The following is a 19,962-nucleotide window of genomic DNA, read 5'->3' on the forward strand; positions in this document are numbered from 1 at the left end:
GGCATGGTGCTCTGGCGGAGGCGCGTTTTCTCGGCCCGTGCCCTGTCCGTCGGCATGGGAGCGATGGTGGAGCCATGGCGTTGTCGACGGAGTTGACGGAGTTGTTGGGCGTTGCGGCACCCGATCGTGCTGGCACCGATGGGCGGTTCGGCCGGGGCGCACTGGCCGCGGCCGTCTCCCGAGCAGGTGGCCTGGGGCTGCTGGGCGGTGCGTACGGGGATCGGGCTTGGCCGGAGCGAGAGGTGCCGATTGTCGCGGAGGGCACCGACCAGCCGTGGGGTGTCGGTTTTCTGACCTGGGCGATCGATGCCGGAGAGGTGGAACAGGCGCTGGAGTTCAGCCCCGCGGCGGTGATGTTGTCCTTCGGCGACCCGAGCCCGTTCGTCGACCGGATCCGCCGGTCGAACGCGGTTCTGATCGTTCAGGTCACCGATCTGGACGAGGCCAGGCGGGCGGTGGACGTGGGCGCCGACGTCATCGTGGCACAGGGAACCGAGAGCGGTGGCCACGGCGCCCGCCGCGGCAGGTCCACGCTGCCGTTCGTGCCGCTCGTGGTGGACCTCGCGGCACCGGTACCGGTCCTGGCGGCCGGCGGGATCGCCGACGGCCGCGGCGTCGCCGCAGCCCTGGCCCTGGGTGCCGCCGGAGCACTCATCGGGACCCGCTTCCAGGCCACGACCGAAGCCCTGGTCGACCGTTCCATCAGCAAGGCCATCATCGAAGGACGCGGACAGGACACCGAACGAAACAGTGTGTTGGACATCGCCCGCGGCGCGGGCCGGCCGACGGAGAAGTACACCGCCCGTACTCTCAGCCACCCCTATCTCGACCGATGGCGCGGCCGGGAGGCCGAGCTGGTCGGCGACTCCCAGGCCCGTCGGGACTACCAGGACGACGTGGCACGAGGGGCGATTCCGTCCCTGCCGGTCTGGGCGGGCGAGGCCGTCGACCTCATCACCGATCTGCCATCCGCCGCCAACCTCGTCACCACTCTGGCTGCCCATGCCGAGGATGCACTGACCTGGGCCGGAAGGCGCCGGCCGAACAACCGCCCACGAGCCCACGGCTAATGCCGTCGAGCCGACATCGGACACCCTCGGCTACACCCCAACTGGCCGTCCGTAGGGAATTTCTGGTGGCCACTGTCAACACCGTCCACCTCGACGAACTCAGCCCGTTGCGGGTTCGGTGATGGTGGCGGGGCCACGCGGGGTGTTCTGCCATCTGCCGGCGATCTGCTTCATTGGCTGCGGGTAGACGATCAGGCAGCGAAACGGCCGGAACCGGCCATGTAGGCCCGCCCCAACAGGCCGTTCGGTTTGACCAGCGTGACCATCTGGGCCCGATAGCCCCCCGAGCCGTCGGGGACCCAGCCGTAGTGGGAGAGGCAGTGCACGGTCTTGTTGGACAGCTCCCAGGCCATCTCGTTGTCGGTGAGGTAGACCGGGCGAAACGGCGTCCCGTGGGGCACCGGTGCGGTCGGGCCCTCGCGCAGATCGGCCGGCAGCCGGTCCCGCAGGCTCGACATCCGCGCGCCGAGGTCGTGTTCTGGACGGTCCCAGCCCAGCAGCCGCCCGAGCTGCCAGCGCAGGTCCCACAGGGCGCGCGCCGGCCATGCCCAGCCGTCCGTTGGCTTGTGGTCCTCGCCAGCCATCCGTTCGCCCATCCGCACGAACCGCTCGAAGTCGTCTGGGCCGCCGGGGGTAGGCAGCGCCCACACGTCCTCGAGGTGGAAGTCGGCAGCGATCTCGTGGATGCGCCACGGCTGATCGGTGTGCTCACTGTTGGGGAGTCTCATACCCACATGCCACCTATCACTGGCGCGGCCTATGTTCACGCTCGTGGAAGCCCGGCCTTGGGCGCGGGGTTGTCGCGGCGGGCGCGGCGGGCTCCGATCAGCAGCAGGGCGCACGCGAGCACGAACAGCGGCCAGGGCGTGAACGGGAGGACCACGGCGTCGACGACGGTCCAGGTCCCCAGCGTCCAGGCGATGAATGCCGGCGGGGTGATGCCGCGGCGGTCCAGCCACAGCACCGTCAGGCCGACCAGGATGAGCGGCACGCCGAAGCTTGCCAGGCTCAGAAAGTACGCGCTGCCCGCCGGGCTCATATCGGCGAGGTCCTCGCTCCACAGTCCGCCGCTGAACCATGTCCCGGCGTGGCGCGCGGCTTTCTCCACCGTCAGGGCGCCGAGCGTATGTGCGGTTCCGCATAACGTGATGATCCAGCCAGCCCACTTGATCATCTGAGTTCTCCGTTCTTGTCGCGAAGCCGCGCGGTGCGACTTCGTCGCGTTGTCTCTGCGTAGCGGCGCGAGCGATCTCCGAAACCATAGTTCCGATACTATGGTTTCGATACTCGCGTTCCGTATCATGCAGGCATGACAGTGAGAAGGCAACGGGGTGGACGCCCCCGAGACAGTCGCGTGGATCACAAAATCCTGCAGACGACCCGCGAGCTGATCGACGAAGTCGGCTACCCGGCCCTGACCGTCGACCAGGTCGCGGCGCGCGCCGGGGTGGGCAAGGCGGCGATCTACCGCCGCTACGCCTCCAAGGCCGAGATGGCGTTCGTCGCCACCATGCACGAGCAGCAGTTGCCTCCGCTGGCCGGCACCGGCTCCTTGCACGGGGACCTGCTGGCCCTGGTCCGCACGTTTCACGTCCGCATGGCCGCCCCGGCGGCCCGACAGCTGGCACCAGCCCTGATCAGCGAACTTGCCAGCAATCCCGAACTGGAGACCCGGTTCCAGGACACCTTCCTGGCCGCCGAACAGGCCGGCTTCGCCGAAATCATCGAACAGGCCGTGGCCCGCGGCGAGCTGGCCGGGGCCGTCGACCCCGCGATGGCCCACCTGCTGCTGCTCGGCTCCCTGGCGTCCGCCCTGTACATCCTCAACCTGCCCGTCGACGACGCGATGGTCACCGACCTCGCCGCCGCTGCCGCAGCAGGAATCACCGCACTGGCCGACCGGCACCACAGCGACCCCGGTGGAGCCGCCGAGCCGCGCTGACAGGGCTGTTTCTCCTGGTTGGGTGGCCGTCCGGGACTCCAAGAACCCCACCGGCCCGGCGCTGGTGCTCACCACCCACCGAATGAGCGACTTGCTCCACGGGGCAAGACCGGCTGTCCACGGACTCGTTGAAGTGGCTCCGGCAAGATTTCGTAGCCGACGACCACTCTCGGGTGGTCGGGTCACGGCGGCGTAGGTGCACGAGCGGGAATTCTCCGCTTGTGTCTACTGGGCGGCGCCGCCGGAGCTGCCCTTCGCCTGGTCCTGGCCCCACGGCCGACGCCCCTCGACACCTTCCGCCACGGCCAGTAGCCCACTGTCGCCTGCACCGACCACCAACTTGCCGAACAAAATCCCGGGCCGGCGTCACCTCCGTGGTGATGGCGGCCTTGCCGAGGAGTCGGCTATCCGGGAAGGCCAGGGGTCACGCAACCGCGACGAAGATGAGGGGGAACGGCGCTTTCCCCTGCCACGGAGAGTGACGCGCCAACTGGCCGTACGTGGGGAATTCGCGCTGGCCACCGTTTGCAACGCAGAATCCCGACTGGACCGTGGCCGCCGGGGCTGAGGTTCAGGGCCCGTAGCTGCCGTCGGGTGACCAGCCCCCTCAGGGACGGCGCCGCGGTCATACTCCGAAACCAGCGGGTTCGCGGAGTCTGAACGCTGGTGTGTGCCGAACCTGCGGGTGGCGGTGGCTCCGCGAGGGGAGCCGCGCTCGGGTTCAGCCCGATGAGGGAGGCCTGAGTGCCTGTTCTTGGAAGCCCTGGCAGGTCTAAGCTCGGCGGATGACCTTGGAATGGGAACAGGTAATCGTTCACTCGGTAGATCCGGTGGCCTTGGGGCAGTGGTGGGCTACGGCTCTTGGTTGGGTTGTGGTCCACTCCTCTGATGAGGAGTTCGAGATCCGCCCGGAGCCGGATCGCCTGCCGGGGTTGGACTTCGTCCGGCTTGATGAGAGCAAGAAGGTTAAGAGCCGACTGCATCTCGACTTCAGGCCTGATGACCAGGACGCCGAGGTGGCTCGTCTGGTGGCTCATGGCGCAAAGCGTGTTGATATTGGCCAGGGTGATCAATCGTGGGTTGTATTGGCAGACCCCGAAGGTAACGAGTTCTGTGTCCTTGGCCAGCGGCGTCAGTAAGGCTCACGCCTGGGTGGGGTCGATGGTGAAGCATTCGGGGTGGGCGGCGCGGACGTAGTGGATCGCGGTGTGCGAGGTGATGCCGAACAAGCGCATCAGCCGGACCGGGTCCGCGGTCTCTTTGTAGCAGCAGAGGGCAGCCGCCAGCCCGAGAAAGGCCAGGTAGTTGCCTGGGTGCCGGCGTACGGCCTTAGCTCCCCGTTGCGTACGCGTGAACATCCTCAGCAGCTGGGCCGCTTCGCTGGTCTCGAGGGCCAGGGATTGGTCGCAAGTGTCAAGAACGCTCGTGACAGCTCCTGGGTCTAAAACTGACGGAGGTTATTGACAGGTGGGTCTCTCGTATCTGGGAGACCTGCATGACTGAACGCGAGCTCTCAAGGCGCGTCAGGCACCGGCTTGCTGTGCTGCGCCACGTGGAGGAGGTGAGTGGCAGCGTGGCCGCCGCCTGCCGCTACTACGGCATCAGCCGCCAGTGCTACTACGTATGGCTGCGGCGCTATGAGGCCGAGGGGTTCGACGGACTTACGCATCGCGAAACTCCGCAGCAACCATCGGCTTGCTGCGGTTGATGCTGTCTGCGCGAGTCTGGCGCAATTCGCTGGGAGACCGGCAGTTGGTTGAGGCCGACTTTCTTCCGGATGCGCCACACGCCGGACGACCGCCTCGACCGAGCCACTCGCCGCAACAGGTCCGAACGCTGGCTCCTCGCCGCCTACTGGGCCGTCTCCGGCTACGGACTGCGCGCTTCACGGGCTTTGACTTGGCTCGGCCTGGCCATGACCGCCACCGTGGTGGCGATGATGCTCTGGGGCCTGCCAACCAGCGACCCCAAACCGATGACCACCGGAACCCAGGCCGCACCAGGGCAACCCGCGCGACTCGTCACCGACAACCCCCACCCGGTCCTGATCGGCTCACCGAACGAACGACTGACCGGCAAACGCGCGGAGAAGGCGACACGGTCGTCCTCAACTCCGTGGTTTTCCGCTCCAGTGGACAGAACCCTCACGACCGCGGGCGCCTAGATCGAGATGACGTCCCGGTTCGTCGAACTTGTCCTCCTGGGCCTTGCCGCCCTCGCTATCCGAGGACGCGTCAAGCGCTGAATCCGCGACATCTCCCTCGTGGCGAAACAACTCGACGCTCTGCCCGCCACGCTGGTCCGGCCAGTGGAGTGACGCCCGTGAAATCTCTCGCGCGGCGCTTGCGACTCAGATCATGCACCGATGCGCGCTGCCTTGGTGGGGCTGGAGACCCGCGCTGATCAGCAGACTGGGAAACGATCACGGCGATCGTGGGAAACCGTCACCAACAGACCTTCGTCACCTGAACGACCGCATTTCGTCGGTGGGCCACACAACCGGACAGGGCCCCTAAGTTGCTCGCTCCACCGTGATGATTTTGCAGGGCACGGTTCCCGGCCCGGCTTTCCGGCGAGCACGGTGCGCCAGGGCGGAACCATCACCACGGTGGTTGACGGCTTCCCTGTGTCACAGGCCGGGCGCCGCCATTGGCGGTTCTTCGGCGGCAGCCCAGCTGGCTGCTTACGGTCGGCGCCCCTACCACCTCGCCATCGCCGTTCGACGTCATTGAAGCACTCGCCGGTTCCCTCGGCGCTCGACCTAGGCAGGAGGGACCGGTTACCCCGTGGGCGCGTAGGGACCCGGGTGGGCGGATTTCACGTAGCCGAGACGGCAGACCTCTGGTCAACGGGGTTCCATGGCATTTAACGTGCCTCAACTCACCGCATCCCGCAGTGCTTATTCCGAATGACGTGAAAGGACTTCCATGGCCTCACGCCGTATAGCCGCGGCCACCGCAACCCTGGTGGCCGCAGCACTGTTTTCTCCGCTCCCGTTCGCCGGGCCGGCCACCGCCGGCAGTGCGACGGGATCCGCCCCCCATCGGGGTGATGCACTGGCTCGCAAGCTGGTGAAGGAGTCCACGGCCCAGGACGCCTACGGGCATCTTCAGGTGCTGCAGAAGATCGCCGACCACAACGACGGCAACCGGGTGGCCGGTTCGCAGGGGCACGAGCGGTCCGCCCAGTACGTTGAAGCCCTGATGAGACAGGCGGGCTTCCAGGTCTCCAGACACGAGTTCGACTTCGTGTACACCGAGACGATCAAGGAGAGCCTCCAGGTCATCTTGCCCACGCCGCGCGATGTGCCGATCAAGCTCATGACGTACACCGCGAGTTCACCCGCGGGCGGTGTCACAGCGCCGGTCGCCGTCGCCCCCGTCGACGCCGACGGTACGAACGGCTGCGAGGCCGGCGACTTCGCCTCCGGCACCTTTACCGGGAGAATCGCCCTGATCAAGCGCGGTGGCTGCACCTTCGCGACCAAGCAGGCCAACGCCGCTGGCGCCGGCGCGGTCGGCGCGGTCATCTACAACAACACCGCAGGAGCCCTCAACGGCACCATAGGCGACCCGACACTCGGCAAGATCCCGACCGGCGGTGTCACCCAGGCGGACGGTGAGGCGCTCGCCGCGGAGGCGGCCAAGGGGCCGGTCAATGTCACGCTGGACATCCGTGAGCTGCGCGAGACCCGCACGACGTACAACGTGGTCGCGGAGACCCGCGGCGGGGACGCGGACAACACCGTCTTCCTCGGCGCCCACCTCGACTCAGTCGCCGCGGGCCCCGGCATCAACGACAACGGTTCCGGCTCGGCCGGCATCCTCCAGGTCGCCCTGGAGCTCGCCAAGACCCACGCCAAGCCCAAGAACAAGGTGAAGTTCGCCTGGTGGTCGGCCGAGGAGTTCGGCCTGCTGGGTTCCGAGGCGTACGTCGCCTCGCTGACGGAGGAACAGAAGAAGCAAATCAAGCTCTACCTGAACTTCGACATGATCGCCTCCCCGAACGCCGGCTACTTCGTGTACGACGGCGACGACTCCGACGGCGTCGGAGCGGGCCCGGGCCCGGAGGGCTCTGCCCAGATCGAGAAGGGCATCAACGACTTCCTTGATGCCCAGCAGATCCCGCATGAGGGCACCGACTTCACCGGCCGCTCCGACTACGGACCGTTCATCGAGGTGGGCATCCCCTCCGGCGGCACCTTCACCGGTGCGGAGGGCATCAAGACCGCGGCCCAGGCGGCCAAGTTCGGTGGAACGGCGGACGTCGCGTACGACCCGAACTACCACGCCGTCGGCGACACCATCGAGAACATCGACATGTCGGCGTTCGACATCAACATTGACATCATCGCCGACGCCGTGGGCCACTACGCCCACGACCTCAGCCCGCTGTCCGTCCCGGTCGAGTCGGTCCCGACCGACGGCGACGCGGGCAGCGGCGGCGGCCTGCACGACGGGCACGGGCACGATGTGACCGAGTAGCCGTCGCGGATCGTAACCGCCGCATATCGCGCGAGGCCCCGGCCGTGGGTGTGTTCCTACCCGCGGCCGGGGGTGTTCACCGCGCGTTTCGGAACCCCGCGGCGCAGTGGTTCAGAGCGTCGGCGTCACCCGGGGGGTCACTTCGTCGGGCGGGCCGTCAAGGGTCAGGTGGGAGACGAGCCGGTAGCGGTCGCCCCGGTAGATGGCCCAGGTGTATTCGAAGAGCCTGCCGTGCTGGTCGCGCGTGACCCGCTCCAGGGACAGCACCGGAGCTCCCTCGCTGATGCCGAGCAGGGACGCCTGCACATGGTCGGCCGCCGGGCTTCGGCGGACGTCTCAACCATGCTGCTCAGCAGGTCCGTACTCGCCGTGATCAAGATGAGGTCATGTCCGCGGCTCCGGTATCGCTGACGATGCGCGAGCCGACCACGCCTGTGGCTCCGACGACGGCGATCTTCATCGAGGTGCCTTCTCCGGCGTGGGTGTTGAAACCGAGTCGTGTGAGCGGGTGGGTGCAGGAAGCTGTCCCGCGACGATCGCGGCGAGTGCGAGCCCGAACCCTACGAGCTGGATCGGTCCGAGCATTTGGCCGAGCACGACGGCACCGAGAATCGCGGCGACCAGAGGCGAGAGCAGGACGAGAACCGCGACCGAGGCGACGGGCAGCGTGGTGATGCCGCGGAACCACAGGACATAGGCGATCAGACCGCCGACCAGCCCCAGCCAGAGGTAGCCGAGGACGGCGGGAAGGCCGATCGCGGGAGGTGCCCCCTCGGCAAGGAATGCGAGGGGCAGCAGGAACAGGCCTCCTGCCGTGAGTTGCCAGCCGGCGAAAGCGGTGGGACTGGCCTCGGCCGGACGTCCCCAGCGCTTGGTGAGCGTCACCCCGAGCGCCATGGATGCCGCGTGGCCGAGGCCCGCCACGATCCCGACGAAGTCGAGTGCCGCGTTCGGTCCGATCACCACCAAACCGACGCCGACCACGCCGGCTACTCCCCAGGCGATACGCCAGGCGGCGGGGCGCTCGTGCAGGACGGCCGCGGCCAGAGCGGCGACGACGAGCGGCTGGGCCGCCGCCAGGGTGGCGGCCACGCCCCCTGGCAGGCGCTCGGCCGCGATGAACAGCAAGGGGAAGCACAGCCCGATATTCAGCACGCCTAGTGCCGCGGCTTTCCCCCACCACGCTCCGCGCGGCAAAGTCCGGGTGATCGCCAGCGCGATCAGGCCGACGGGCAACGCACGCAGGAGTCCCGCAAACAGAGGGTGTCCCTGCGGGAGAAACTCGGTCGTGACGACATATGTCGTGCCCCACACCACGGGAGTGAACGCCGTCAGGGCAACGCGAGACAGATCCCCACGGGGAGCGTAGCTGCTGGCTCCGCCGGAAGCCCCTTGTGCTGCTGAACTTGTCATGCTCGCAGTCTCATCCAGCAGCGATCAATGAGTCCAACACATGTTTGTCACCTCATTGATCTCGATGCAAGATGGATCCATGGACCTCCAGCAGATGCGCTACGTCGTCGCCGTTGCCGAGACGAACAGCTTCACCCGGGCAGCCGAGCGATGTCTGGTTGTCCAGTCAGCCCTCAGCCACCAAATCGCGCGCCTGGAACGGGAACTTGGCGCGAGACTCTTCGAGCGCACCAGCCGCCGGGTGCGGCTGACACCGGCCGGTGCGGCGTTCCTCCCCGCCGCCCGTCAGTGTCTGGACGCCGCCGAGCGCGCATCCGCCGAGGTCGCCGCAGCCGTCGGAGAGGTACGCGGACGGCTCACCGTGGGCCTGATCCCTACCGTCGCCGCGGTCGATATCCCGGGTGCGCTGCGTGACTTCCGCCAGCAGTACCCGCACGTGCGCATCGGCCTGCGGGTGGGCGCGAGCGAGGACCTCGTCGAGCAGATCAAGCAAGGAGCCATCGACGTGGCTTTCCTTGGGCTGCCGACCACAGCGCGGCCCCAAGGTGTCGACGCCCACGAGCTCGCCCGTGACCGACTTGTCGCCGTGGTCGCGCCGGACCATCCACTCGCCGACGAAGCAGCCGTCAACCTTCGCAGGCTTTCCTCCGAGGTATTCGTGGACCTTCCGGCCGGGACAGCCGGACGTGCCCAATCCGACCAAGCCTTCTCAGCCGCAGGTCTCAGCCGCGACGTCGCCTTCGAAGTGACCACCGTCGACTTCATCATGGCTCGACTGGTCAGGCAGGGCCTCGGCATCGCCATGCTCCCCTCCGCCTACGTACCTCAGCTCACCGGCGTAAGCACCATCGAGGTCACTGACGCGCCCGCCCGCGTCGAATACGTCATCTGGAGCCGCGCCAGCCTCACGCCCGCAGCGACCGCCTTCCTCGCGCTTCTTGACATCCCAGCCATGCCCGGCACGGAATGAAACTCTGCTGCTGTGTCATAGGCGACCACTCATGAAACAGCACCCCGGCTACTGATCGCGCTGCGGGTTTCTTGTTTCATGCGTTGTTGCAAGGGTCTACTACGTCGACGACGCCTTCCAGTACGTCCTCCACGCCCCGCCCCCGACCGGCGCTGGGTCCTTGAGCCTTACCAGCCCACCGACGCCGACCTCGCCTTCGCCCACCGCTTCATCGACTGGAACACCCTCGATCACGGCATCCAGCGCGTGGACGCCTGCCGCACCCAGGAAGGCGAACTGCTCCTGGTCGAGCTGGAGTACCTCAACCCATACCTGTCCCTCGACCTGGTCTCCGACCGGAGTCGCGATGACTTCGTAACCAGCATGACGGCCTCCCTCCATCGGTTCCTGGACGCTTCGCCCCGCACTTGAAAGCGAACACGCCGCCGACGCCTCAGCGCCGGGTGTCGCCAGACTCGCCGACTGTTGAGCGAACTCGGTTCGCATGGCTTACGAGTTGGCTTCGACAACCCTCGTGCTGCATCGGAGGCACTGTGTTCATGCACCCACCTCACTCCGGGGCTTATCGGGGGGTCAGCACACAGAACTCGTGACCGTCGGGGTCGGCCATCACCACCCAGTCGACGTCGCCTTGGCCGATGTCGATGCGTGTCGCCCCGAGGGAGACGAGCCGGTCGACCTCCGCCTGCTGGTCACTGCCGGCCGGTGGAGCCAGGTCGAAGTGGAGCCGTTCCTTCCCCGTCTTCGGCATCAGGGGTGGACCACCCCACGTGACCTTCGGACCGCCGTGCGGTGAGCGGATCGCGGTCTCCTGGTCCCGGTCCCAGACCAACGGCCAGCCCAGCGCTCGGCTCCAGAAGTACCCGGCCTCCTGCGAACCATCGCCCGCCAGCGCTCCGATGAATCCGCACTCGGCGAGGAAGCTGTTGCCCGGCTCGATGACACAGAACTCATTGCCCTCGGGGTCGGCGAGCACCACATGCCCCTCCTCCGGGCGTTGACCGATGTCGATGTGCCGGGCGCCGAGTTCGAGCGCCCTCTCCACCACCTGCTTCTGGTCGTCGAGGGACGTGCTCGTCAGATCGAAGTGCATGTGGTTCTGGCCTGTCTTCCGCTCCCGGGCCGGGAGGAAGCGGAGCCGGAACCCGGTGTCATCGCTGGGCAGCAGCGTGATGCCGTCGGAGGAGTCCTTGGACGTCTCCCAGTAGAGAAAGTCCGCCCAGAAGCGCGCGAGACGGAGCGGGTCGTGCGCATCGAAGCAGAGCGCGTGCAGGTGAGAAGTCATCCGTAGGTCTCCCGGTAGGGGCAGGCGGGTCGTGCTGGAGCCTGCCCAGCCGGTGCCACCCGGTCAACTGATTAAGCCCCGCGCTCGTCTGCTGTCGAGCACGCTCGAAACGGCAGTCCGTCCACGACCTCACAGGCTCGCGAGGAGGCCGTCGAGCGGGGGCGGTGTCCGGTCCGGTGCGAGGGCCTCGACAAGGAGACGGCCGTAGCGGATCTTGCGGCCCTTCTTTGTGCCGAGGAAGCGCCGCACCTGCTGATGCCGGGGCCGGCCGTGCTGTGCGGGCTGGCGCTGGAAGGTCTGCCAGGCGCGGAAGTCACCCTCGGCGCGGAGGATCTCCTCGACTCCTGCCGTGCCGAGTGCGCGGATGAGTTCATCCTCCAGATCCGCGGTGCATACGTAGATGTCCTGGAGCGGTGCCTGTGCCCGCGTCAGGCCGCGCTCGTAGAAGCCCTGTTCGCCCTCGTCGCACAGTCCTGTCAGGCGCAGGCCGAGGCCGGGCGGCCCGAGGAGGCCGGCATAGCGTCCGACGCTCATCGCCCCGCCCATCGGCACGACGCACACTCCCTCGGCGGCCAGGTCCCGGCCACGCCGTGCGGCCAGGGCCTCGACGGCCGCGAGATCGCTCAGCCCTTCCAGGAGCACCGCGGTCCGCACCTCCAGGCTTTCCGCCAGATCGTGCGCCGGCCCGTCAGGACCGCCCGTCGCCCAGCTGGTGACCGCATCCTGGAACGCCCTCATGTCCGCCATGGGGCGAGTCTGCACGTCCACCGGTGGCACGGCACGGGATTATTCGACGGCCTCAGGAGCTGCGACGGTCCTCAGGCCCCGGCTGCCCCAGTCCACCAATCCCCTGTCCCCTGGAACGGCTGAACCGCGAGATCAAGCGCCGCACCAACGTCGTGCAGGTCTTCCCCAATCCCGACGCGGTCCTCCGACTGGCCACCGCCGTCCTGGCCGAACTCCACGACGAATGGATCGCCTTCCCCCGCCGCTATCTCTCTGAGGAGAGCATGGCCACGGTCTACGCCAGCCGCCCCACCACCGACACGACCGCCCTACCCAGCCCCACCGAAGGCTTATCCCCTACACCACGTGGCGGGACGCCATCAAGCGGTCCTGCAGTGGCAGCGGCGGGCTGTGGCTTGGTGGCGTCTGCGCCAGTGGGACCAGTTCAGGGCATGGATGCGTCTGTCCTGGTGGGGCTTGGGGTGGGGAAGGAGAGCGTTCAGCACGCGCCGGATCTCTGCCACGGTGAGCGGGGCGAGGGCTGATCCGTTTCTGCTGCCTCCTTTGTGGTGTCTTCCGCCTGGGCTGCGAGGCCGGTGAGAAAGGCGTGGGCGAGCATGGCCAGGGTGATGCCCGCACCTGTGCGCTCCTTTGTCACGAGGTGCTGATTCAAAGTTCGGCGCATCGCCGATTGGCCTACCCGCCAGCTGTGTTGGGATTGGATGGTGACGCAGGCGGTCGGCAGCGAACTCTGTGAGTCCTTGTATCGAATACGGGAGCGGAGTTGCGCACGGATTGAAGCTGGATGAGGGCTTCCGTCACGCAGACGGCGGCCGCCCCTTACTTGCACCGCCGGCGCAATCCTTGCCGGTCAGGCCGCCGGCCTGGTCACCAGGCGACGCCAAGTTGGTTGCGAGCAACGCCTGCTGGCCTTTCAGTAGCTCGGAACGGCGCTCGTCATGTGCCTGTTGGGACAGGTGATCGCCATCGCTGCCCCCTCACGTAAGCTACCAACCGGTAATCGTGATGGGTCATCCATCAGGGGGAAGTGCGGGGCCGCGCCGGGGAGTCGACCGACCACCGGTGTCCGGCCTCCTTGCATAGGGCGTACATGTACCAGCGCTTGAAATCGAAAATAGTGACCATGCTGACTGTCCTTTGCGTCTTCGCCGCACTGGGCATGGGGGAGAACACGGCCACGGCGGCCGAAGGGATCCGGGCACAGGCGGCGGCCGAGAGCAAGGCGGAGAAGCTCGCGGACGTCATCAAGGGAGCTGCCGCCTATTCAGGGTGCGACCAGCTCCCACTCCTTGAGAAGCCGAAGTGCTACAGGGAGTTCGCGGAGAAGGCCATCAAGGTCGGTGCCGGAATTGGCCTGTTCGGATACGTAATTCACCAGGGCCACAAGGACACCACCGAGCACTTCGGCAGCCTCAAGAAGGAAGTGGCCGGGCTCAACAACCTCAAGGACGTCCTCAAGCAGGACCCGAGGAAGATCACGGACGAGGAGTACCGAAAGAAGGTCGTCGTACAGCTCCGCACCGCACTGACCGGCGCGGAAGCCGACATCGAAAAGGCACTCAAGGACGTCCTTCAGATCATCGAGACCGTCGTGGCCATGGTCACGGTGACGCTCCTGCTGCTGCAGCTCATACTCGTCCTCGCGAAAATCGTGGGCAATCCCGAGAACCAGAAGGCCTTCAACAGCATCGCGGCCAATCTCAGGGGCATCAGCAAGGACCTGGACGACATCAACGCCGGCCTCGCGCAGATGAACAAGGCCTTGGACGGCATGAACGAGGGCCTTGACCTAACCAACGCGGCCCTGGACCGGATGAACAAGGGGATCGACCAGGCCAACGAAGGCATGGACGAGATGAACCGGGGCATCGCGCAGGCCAACAAGGGCATGGACGCGGCCAACAAGGGCATATCCGAAGCCAACAAGGCGATGACCGTCACCAACAAGCACGTTGGCGGCTTGAAGACCGCCGCGGGCAAGCTACGCGAAGTCCCCGGTATCGACTTCGACTTCTCCCACATCGGAGAGACGTGGGACTCCGGCTCATCCGGCCTCGACGAAGCCGAACAGCAGCGCAGGATGTCGCTGCTGCTCAGCCTTCTGCCCGGCATCGGCGACGGCAAGGGCATCGTGGAAGCGGTGGTCGGCAAGGACCTCGCCACCGGTGACCATCTAAGCGCCTACGACCGCGCGCTCGGCTCGCTGGCCGTGCTGCGCTGGCTCAAGGCGGGTGGCAAGGCGCTCACCGCGGACGATGTCCGTAACGCCCGCAAGGGTGAGGAAGCCATCAGCTGCAACAGCTTCCCCGCAGGCACACCGGTTCTTCTCGCCAACGGCTCGCGCGTCCCGATCGAGCAGGTGCAGGCCGGCGACGAAGTGCTGGCCACCGATGCGGGCGGAGAAACCGAGCTGACCCTGCCGCGCCCGGTGCTCTCCACCGCCGTCACATCCCAGTACACGGACAAGACGTTCACCCGGCTCACGATCGCCGACGAGGTGGGCGGATCTGACACGGTCACCTCGACCGGAAACCACCTGTACTGGGTGCCCAGCCGCAATGAGTGGGTGCGGGCCGACGAGCTCGCCACAGGCGACCGTCTTCGCACCGCCGAGGGGTCGTTCCTCACTGTCCAGGAGACCACTCGGTTGGCGGGCCGGCTGACCACCTACGACATCGACGTCAGTGGTATCGACAGCTACTACGTCGGCGTGGGCAACCACACCGTCCTGGTCCACAACTGCACCGACCTGGCAAGGGCAAACAGCCTGTTCCCTGGCCTGGCGCACACGGTCGACGAGCACATCGACGTCACCAAGGAGCAGATGCAAGCCCTCGCTATCAACAAGACCAACAAACGTGGCCGGCCGACACCGAACAGCCGGTGGACCAACCAGGCGACCGCCCAGCAAGTCGTCGACCACGCCGTTGCACAGAACGAAAAGCGAATCCAGGACTGGCTCAGGAAGGGCGGTGTGGGACCGCTGCCGCTGAAAGGCACCTACACCCAAAAGAGTTCGCTGGGCGACACCATGACGCACGAGGGCAAATACAGCCAGACAGGCAACAGGTACGTTGTCGTGCTGACAGCCAAAAAGGGACACAAGCCCGGCGGCTACTACATTTCCACCGCCTACCCGGAGTAAGGAGGAAACCCATGCACGATCCGATACCGTCCGAACCCGAACTGTGCTTCGATTTCGGCATCACAGGCCTGGGCGCCTCCTACCACGGAGACTGGACCCTCGACGCCAAGGACGAACGCGACCACATCACCCATCTCATGGCCCAGTCCGAGGGGACCCGCGCCCTGCTGCTTCTCATCGAGGACGTGCTGCGCCTCAAAAGGTCATCACTGGCCGACAGCGAGATCAACGCCCTGTGGCGGCTAACGGACAGCTCCCCTCACGACGGCAGCCCCGAAATCGGCAACCGCGTACCCCAGTGGCTGGACGACATCCTCTCTGTCGTCGTACCGATGGCCGAGAAACGCGGGACGGCAAAGGCATCATGGTCAGCGGTGGAGCGATGTGCCCAGGGCCCAAAAACTCCGGAGAGCGGACCAAACGACGCGGTGAGTCATGAGCACCAGATGCTCGTAACCGAGGTGGCCGACCTGATCCAAGGCCTCAAGCCGCGCCAGGAAGCCGATATCTCCCTGAAAGAGGCGAAGGGAGCCTTGCAGCGGTGCGCCGAAACGGTATGCAGCGAACTGGCCTTCCGGTTCACGGTGTGTGCCTACTCGGCCTTCTACGCGAGGCTTTCTAGAGACACGTACCGGCACATGGAACACATCAGTGCGCGCTTCGGCCACGGCCCGCACGTAGTGGGTGCGGTCGAGTACCTCATCGACTGAGCCACGCTCCCTTGCCCCGCACACTCTGTGCGCGGGGCATGGGACGTGCCGTACGTAGGTGGTCGAGACGCATCAGACACCAGCTCCCACGAGATCAGCGGGTGAATGCGCGCGCTCATGCGTAAGATACGGCGTCACCTTGAGTCCCGCATGCCCGATGACCTGTCGCCATCCTGTTTTTCCCGCCCTCGGGTACCTGCAGGGATCACCCCAGGGAGCCGCACGAACTGCTGTGACGTGTGCCCGGGCACACGTCACAACCGGTTACTGGCCGGCAACTCCCGCAGCAGGCCCTGTCAGGTCCGCCCGAGCTGTCGAGAATCGCAACAGCGGATCACTCCCCGCCGCCCAAGAACTTCTAGTAGTGCTTCGTTAGGTTCTGGCTCTGGTTCTACTTCTGGTGAGGGGACGGTTGCACGTGGTGCAGGTGCCGGTCCAGCACCTCAGCATGTCCCTGGCGGTGTCGAGGACCTGGTAGAGGGTCAGACCAGCGTGTGTGCTCTTGGGTCGAGCCGCCGCAGGGTGAGGAAGGCCTGGGCGGCGGTGACGAGGGTGACGTGGTGGTGCCAGCCGCGCCGGGTGCGGCCTTCGAAGTGGTCCAGGACCAAGCCATGCTTGAGCTCGCGGTAGTCATGTTCGTGACCAGCTGCGTCAACGGATCCGTGCGAACCTCGGCCGCTGCCCCTATTCCGTGACGCAGATCATCGACTCGCAGTCGGTGAAAGCCGCTGACGCCGTCTCGAAGGTCACCCGAGGCTATGACGCTGGGAAGAAAATCAACGGCCGCAAGAGACATATTGCCGTCGACACCAAGGGCCTGCCCGTGATGATCACGGTGACTCGCGCGGGAACATGACTGACCGCCATGCCGTCCGCGAAATGCTCTTCCGTCTGCGGCTCACTCACCCGCAGATCACTCAGGGCTGGGCCGAATCTGCATACGCCGGCCAGCTCGTAGACTGGGCCGAATACCGTCTTCACCTGATCTGCGCCTAACGAAGGACAGCGAGCTCACCAACCTGGTCGACATCGTCGGCGGGGTCGCCGTGGCTCGGGAAGACGGGTCCGTTCGGACCGGCAACGACAGGGTTGGATGGCAAGAACCGGACCTCGCGCCGATTCGATGACAAGCGGCTGACTTCCATGGTTCGCCCCTGCCCCACTTGTGGTTCGGGCTCCCCGGCCGTTGCGCCGGGGCGGGGCTGCCCCTGTTGTCCGCGTTGGCACTTGGGGGGTCTGGCTACTTACCTGATTTCCTCAGCCCGTATCCGTCCACTCCCGCCCCAATAATCATGGAGGAGCTGGAGCCTGTCGTCGACACGGCGCCGGATCGGGTCATGGGCGAGCTGGAGTTCATCCGCCGTGGCCGCCCCCAAGCTGGTCTGCGGGTGCCCCTGTGGGTTTGGTCAAGGGAAACGGGGCTGCGTTGGAGCCGGGGAGCCGGGGAGCCGGGGAGCCGGGCAGCATGGCGGTGTGGCTGATCTTCTGTGGGATGACGTGAGCTGTTTCTTCGACCCGGACCTGATGGGGTCGCTGCCGGACGTGCGTGTCCCAGATTGTTCGGTGGAGGACTGGCAGGCGGTCCTCGATCTTGTCGAGGCTAAAGCGTGTTGCAGAAGGCTGGGTGGAGGCGGGCTGGCGCCGGGTGACGGGTCTGTCTGATCATGCGGCGATGCCTGTCGTTCATGGCCAGGTCCGCCAGGGGGCCGATCTGGTTCAACGGCCGCCTCCGCCATCGTCTTGGCGTACCAGCAGGGAAGGAATCCTTTTGAACCCGGTGAGCGGCGAAAAAGCCCCTGGCGTGACATCCGTCCTGGGCATGCCGCCCAACGTAGAACCCCGAGCATCGCGGGTACGTGTCCGCGGCGAGCACACCTTCGCCCGGATGAAGCACTACAAGATCCTCCGCGACTGCCGGCAACGAGGCAACGGTCTCCCGCCTGAAGAACGGGATCAGGCATCGACCGGCTACGCGCCCTCACCAACCAGCACTCGACCTCGCCGAGATCGTGGCGGGCCTCGGCAGCGCGGCCACAATGGCGCTTGGCGTGACTCACCAAGCGCTGGGGACATCCCGCCGAGGCCAGTCCCACCGCTTTCGTCGGCTGGCAACTCACCGCAGGAGGACTATTCCTGGTGTGCCTGTCGCATTTCTTGCTGAGGGGCCACCTCCTGCAGTCAACCTGACCGCCGTCCTCGGCTACCTCTGGTTGACGGTCTGATCACTCCAGGGACACGTCCTCACCCCGGCCGACGCTCGAACACGCCGTGGGCGTCGGAGCCCATGTCCGCCGCCGCCTTGATGAACCATCGGGGCGCGCGCCCTTCAGGTAGTCGACGGCTCCGGCCCGCCGGAGATGTGCGAGATGCTGGACGCACCGGACGGCGCGGCGCTCGGGAGGAGGGCCAGCTCCTGCCCGGTCAGCACCAGATCTGCCGCTCGCGCCGAGTCCTGCACAGACTGGGGGCGGCTGCCTCCCGGGATCGGGATCACCGTGGGGGACAGGCTCAACAGCCATGCCAGGGTGACCTGCTGAGGGCTGATGCCACGCCCCTCGCCCACATCGTGGAAGGGCGTTTTGGCCGTCAGACCCGACGGGCCGTCCAGGGAACTGCGGGAGATGCCGCCCAGAGGGCTCCAGGGGAGGAAGGCGAGGCCCAGCTCGGCGCACCGGAACAGCGCAGGAGCGGTGACGCGGACGGCGGGGGAGTATCGGTTCTGGACGGAGACGAGCCGGTCGCCCAGGACCGCCCTCGCCTCCTCGATCTGGGGCACCGTCACGTTGGAGAGGCCGATGTGGCGGATCTTGCCCTCGTTCTCCAGCTCCCGCAGGGCACCCAAGGATTCGGCGTACGGCACCGCCGGGTCAGGCTTGTGGAGCTGGTAGAGGCCGATCGCCTCGACCCCGAGCCGCTTCAGTGAGGCCTCGGCGGCCTGTCGCAGATGGCTCGGGTCGCCGTCGACCGTCCAGCCGCCGTCGTCGGTTCGGCCCCGGCCGCCCTTGGTCGCCACCAGGACGTCGTCCACACGGCCGGGGTACGCGGCCAGGGCTCGGGCGACGATCACCTCGTTGTGGCCGGGGTCGCCGCCCGGCGCGTAGTACGAGTCGGCGGTGTCGATCAGGGTGACGCCCGCGTCGAGCGCCGCGTGCACCGTCGCCACCGCGCGCTTCTCGTCGGGGTGGCCTTCGATCGACAGGGGCATCGCGCCGTAGCCGATCGCGCTCACGGTGTAGGAGCCGAGTTGCCTGTGCTTCACGTCAGTCGTCCGTTCCGGTCGTCTCGGTGACGGCGCGCGTCAGCCAGTCCTTGGTATGCGAGAAGGTGAAGCCGAGGCGCTCGGCGCGGGCGTTGTCCATCCCGTACGAGCGGTTGAAGGAGAACGGAGAGGCCTCGCCGACCTCCGCCTCCTGGTACACGGCGGTCCCGCCGCCGATCGCCTCGACGATGTCCTCGGTGGTGAGCGGGCCGTGGGAGGCCGCGTTGACCGGACCAGTGAAGTCCTGGCCCGCCGCCCAGAAGAGGAAGTCGGCGATCTCCTCTACATGGATGTACGTCGCCGGCCGGTTCGGCACCGGAACGGCGATCGGCTCGCCGGTCCGCAGTCGGTCCGCGTAGTGCGCCAGTCGGCCGGTGAAGTCGTCGGCCCCGCCGAGCACATGGGCAACCCGGACGGAGACGTACGGGAAGACCGGGGTGGCGGCGAACACGGCCTCCGCCTGCCGCTTGCCCTCGCCGTAGTGTTCCTCAAGGAACTCCCCGTCTTCCCAGGGGAGTTCGGTGTCCACGACGACCGTGTGGGGGTCCACGACGGCCTCGCCGATGGGCACGGGGCTGTCCTCGTATGCGTACACCTCGACCGTCGAGGTCATGATGTAGCGCCGGGTGCGTCCGGCGAAGACGCGGCGGGCCACTGCCGCCTGGCGCGGCGTGTAGCAGACCTGGTCGACGACGACATCGAAGGTCCGCTCCCCGAGAGCCGCCTCCAGGGCGGTCTCGTCGTTCCGGTCGGCGACCAACTGGCGGACCCCGGCCGGGGGCGGCGACGAACCTCTGTTCAGGACCGTGACCCGGTCGCCGGCCGCGATCAAGCGGGCGATCAGCCGCTTCCCGAAGTAGCGGTTACCGCCGATGACCAGGACTTCTCGTATGCCGTCCGGCTGCTTCTCTTCTGTCATGCCCACAAGTGTTACGTT

General features: G+C 66.8%; 19 protein-coding genes and 6 pseudogenes. 14 read left to right on the forward strand and 11 right to left on the reverse strand.

Annotated features, from left to right (window positions below; translation table 11 throughout):
• Positions 1-74: 74 nt before the first annotated feature.
• Positions 75-1,070: an NAD(P)H-dependent flavin oxidoreductase gene (locus PXH83_RS31490; protein ID WP_274564962.1), complete on the forward strand. Its 996-nt coding sequence runs from the start codon at positions 75-77 to the stop codon at positions 1,068-1,070.
• A gap of 191 nt (positions 1,071-1,261) precedes the next feature.
• On the opposite strand, the gene PXH83_RS31495 is transcribed toward PXH83_RS31490, so the two are convergent.
• Positions 1,262-1,798 carry a DUF2867 domain-containing protein gene (locus PXH83_RS31495; protein ID WP_338054737.1) on the reverse strand — a complete coding sequence of 179 codons (537 nt, stop codon included), beginning with the start codon at positions 1,796-1,798 and terminating at the stop codon, positions 1,262-1,264.
• A 35-nt stretch (positions 1,799-1,833) separates the two neighbouring features.
• Positions 1,834-2,244, reverse strand: a complete 411-nt coding sequence (locus PXH83_RS31500) for a DUF6463 family protein (protein ID WP_274564963.1) — start codon at positions 2,242-2,244, stop codon at positions 1,834-1,836.
• A 180-nt stretch (positions 2,245-2,424) separates the two neighbouring features.
• Between PXH83_RS31500 and PXH83_RS31505 the strand changes: the two genes are divergently transcribed.
• The 3 genes from PXH83_RS31505 (at position 2,425) to PXH83_RS31510 (ending at position 4,151) form a co-directional block, all read left to right on the forward strand.
• Positions 2,425-3,012, forward strand: a complete 588-nt coding sequence (locus PXH83_RS31505; protein WP_274564965.1) for a TetR/AcrR family transcriptional regulator — start codon at positions 2,425-2,427, stop codon at positions 3,010-3,012.
• Positions 3,013-3,034: 22 nt separating this feature from the next.
• A complete protein-coding gene (locus tag PXH83_RS32680) occupies positions 3,035-3,208 on the forward strand; it encodes a DUF397 domain-containing protein (protein ID WP_420803276.1) in 174 nt (57 codons plus the stop codon).
• Positions 3,209-3,797: 589 nt separating this feature from the next.
• Positions 3,798-4,151, forward strand: coding sequence for a VOC family protein (locus PXH83_RS31510; RefSeq protein WP_274564967.1), 354 nt, complete (start codon positions 3,798-3,800; stop codon positions 4,149-4,151).
• A 3-nt stretch (positions 4,152-4,154) separates the two neighbouring features.
• On the opposite strand, the gene PXH83_RS31515 is transcribed toward PXH83_RS31510, so the two are convergent.
• On the reverse strand, positions 4,155-4,370 hold the full coding sequence (locus tag PXH83_RS31515; protein ID WP_274564968.1) for a hypothetical protein: 216 nt from the start codon (positions 4,368-4,370) through the stop codon (positions 4,155-4,157).
• A gap of 137 nt (positions 4,371-4,507) precedes the next feature.
• On the opposite strand from PXH83_RS31515, the gene PXH83_RS31520 reads away from it, so the two are divergent.
• The 3 genes from PXH83_RS31520 (at position 4,508) to PXH83_RS31530 (ending at position 7,496) form a co-directional block, all read left to right on the forward strand.
• Positions 4,508-4,720, forward strand: a complete 213-nt coding sequence (locus tag PXH83_RS31520; RefSeq protein ID WP_274564969.1) for a helix-turn-helix domain-containing protein — start codon at positions 4,508-4,510, stop codon at positions 4,718-4,720.
• Positions 4,721-4,789: 69 nt separating this feature from the next.
• On the forward strand, positions 4,790-5,176 hold the full coding sequence (locus PXH83_RS31525; protein WP_338054736.1) for a hypothetical protein: 387 nt from the start codon (positions 4,790-4,792) through the stop codon (positions 5,174-5,176).
• A 763-nt stretch (positions 5,177-5,939) separates the two neighbouring features.
• Positions 5,940-7,496 (forward strand): M28 family metallopeptidase, encoded by a 1,557-nt coding sequence (locus PXH83_RS31530; RefSeq protein WP_274564970.1) that lies wholly within the window; start codon positions 5,940-5,942, stop codon positions 7,494-7,496.
• Between the two features lie 111 nt (positions 7,497-7,607).
• Here PXH83_RS31530 and PXH83_RS31535 read toward each other — a convergent pair whose 3' ends face one another.
• Positions 7,608-7,802 carry a UTRA domain-containing protein gene (locus tag PXH83_RS31535; protein ID WP_274564972.1) on the reverse strand — a complete coding sequence of 65 codons (195 nt, stop codon included), beginning with the start codon at positions 7,800-7,802 and terminating at the stop codon, positions 7,608-7,610.
• Between the two features lie 150 nt (positions 7,803-7,952).
• Positions 7,953-8,909, reverse strand: a complete 957-nt coding sequence (locus PXH83_RS31540) for an EamA family transporter (RefSeq protein ID WP_274564973.1) — start codon at positions 8,907-8,909, stop codon at positions 7,953-7,955.
• 79 nt (positions 8,910-8,988) lie between these two features.
• Between PXH83_RS31540 and PXH83_RS31545 the strand changes: the two genes are divergently transcribed.
• Together PXH83_RS31545 and PXH83_RS31550 are read left to right on the forward strand one after the other, a co-directional pair.
• Entirely contained in the window at positions 8,989-9,879 is an 891-nt protein-coding gene (locus PXH83_RS31545; protein WP_274564974.1) for a LysR family transcriptional regulator, read from the forward strand.
• Between the two features lie 97 nt (positions 9,880-9,976).
• Positions 9,977-10,290: pseudogene (locus PXH83_RS31550) on the forward strand (hypothetical protein); the annotation flags it as partial.
• A gap of 151 nt (positions 10,291-10,441) precedes the next feature.
• Here PXH83_RS31550 and PXH83_RS31555 read toward each other — a convergent pair.
• Together PXH83_RS31555 and PXH83_RS31560 are read right to left on the reverse strand one after the other, a co-directional pair.
• Entirely contained in the window at positions 10,442-11,164 is a 723-nt protein-coding gene (locus PXH83_RS31555; protein WP_274564976.1) for a VOC family protein, read from the reverse strand.
• Between the two features lie 129 nt (positions 11,165-11,293).
• Positions 11,294-11,911, reverse strand: a complete 618-nt coding sequence (locus PXH83_RS31560; RefSeq protein WP_274564977.1) for a TOPRIM nucleotidyl transferase/hydrolase domain-containing protein — start codon at positions 11,909-11,911, stop codon at positions 11,294-11,296.
• Between the two features lie 107 nt (positions 11,912-12,018).
• Here PXH83_RS31560 and PXH83_RS31565 point away from each other — a divergent pair.
• Positions 12,019-12,177, forward strand: a pseudogene (locus PXH83_RS31565) (transposase); the annotation flags it as partial.
• 212 nt (positions 12,178-12,389) lie between these two features.
• On the opposite strand, the pseudogene PXH83_RS32685 reads toward PXH83_RS31565, so the two are convergent.
• Positions 12,390-12,521: pseudogene (locus tag PXH83_RS32685) on the reverse strand (IS701 family transposase); the annotation flags it as partial.
• Positions 12,522-13,034: 513 nt separating this feature from the next.
• Between PXH83_RS32685 and PXH83_RS31570 the strand changes: the two are divergent.
• Positions 13,035-15,056 carry an RNase A-like domain-containing protein gene (locus PXH83_RS31570; RefSeq protein ID WP_274564978.1) on the forward strand — a complete coding sequence of 674 codons (2,022 nt, stop codon included), beginning with the start codon at positions 13,035-13,037 and terminating at the stop codon, positions 15,054-15,056.
• Positions 15,057-15,067: 11 nt separating this feature from the next.
• Positions 15,068-15,766 (forward strand): hypothetical protein, encoded by a 699-nt coding sequence (locus PXH83_RS31575; RefSeq protein ID WP_274564979.1) that lies wholly within the window; start codon positions 15,068-15,070, stop codon positions 15,764-15,766.
• Between the two features lie 482 nt (positions 15,767-16,248).
• Here PXH83_RS31575 and PXH83_RS31580 read toward each other — a convergent pair.
• A pseudogene (locus PXH83_RS31580) lies at positions 16,249-16,404 on the reverse strand (IS701 family transposase); the annotation flags it as partial.
• Here PXH83_RS31580 and PXH83_RS32690 point away from each other — a divergent pair.
• Both PXH83_RS32690 and PXH83_RS31590 read left to right on the forward strand, forming a co-directional pair.
• Positions 16,401-16,750, forward strand: a pseudogene (locus PXH83_RS32690) (transposase); the annotation flags it as partial. The pseudogenes PXH83_RS31580 and PXH83_RS32690 sit on opposite strands and share 4 nt — an antisense overlap.
• Positions 16,751-17,594: 844 nt before the next feature.
• Positions 17,595-17,702, forward strand: a pseudogene (locus PXH83_RS31590) (IS5/IS1182 family transposase); the annotation flags it as partial.
• 390 nt (positions 17,703-18,092) lie between these two features.
• Here the strand turns inward: PXH83_RS31590 and PXH83_RS31600 are convergent.
• Entirely contained in the window at positions 18,093-19,025 is a 933-nt protein-coding gene (locus tag PXH83_RS31600; RefSeq protein WP_274564980.1) for an aldo/keto reductase, read from the reverse strand.
• Position 19,026: 1 nt separating this feature from the next.
• Positions 19,027-19,944 carry an NAD-dependent epimerase/dehydratase family protein gene (locus PXH83_RS31605; protein ID WP_274564981.1) on the reverse strand — a complete coding sequence of 306 codons (918 nt, stop codon included), beginning with the start codon at positions 19,942-19,944 and terminating at the stop codon, positions 19,027-19,029.
• Positions 19,945-19,962: the final 18 nt, after the last annotated feature.

Origin of the sequence: Streptomyces spiramyceticus, assembly GCF_028807635.1 — a bacterium.
Classification (GTDB): Bacteria; Actinomycetota; Actinomycetes; order Streptomycetales; family Streptomycetaceae; genus Streptomyces; species Streptomyces spiramyceticus.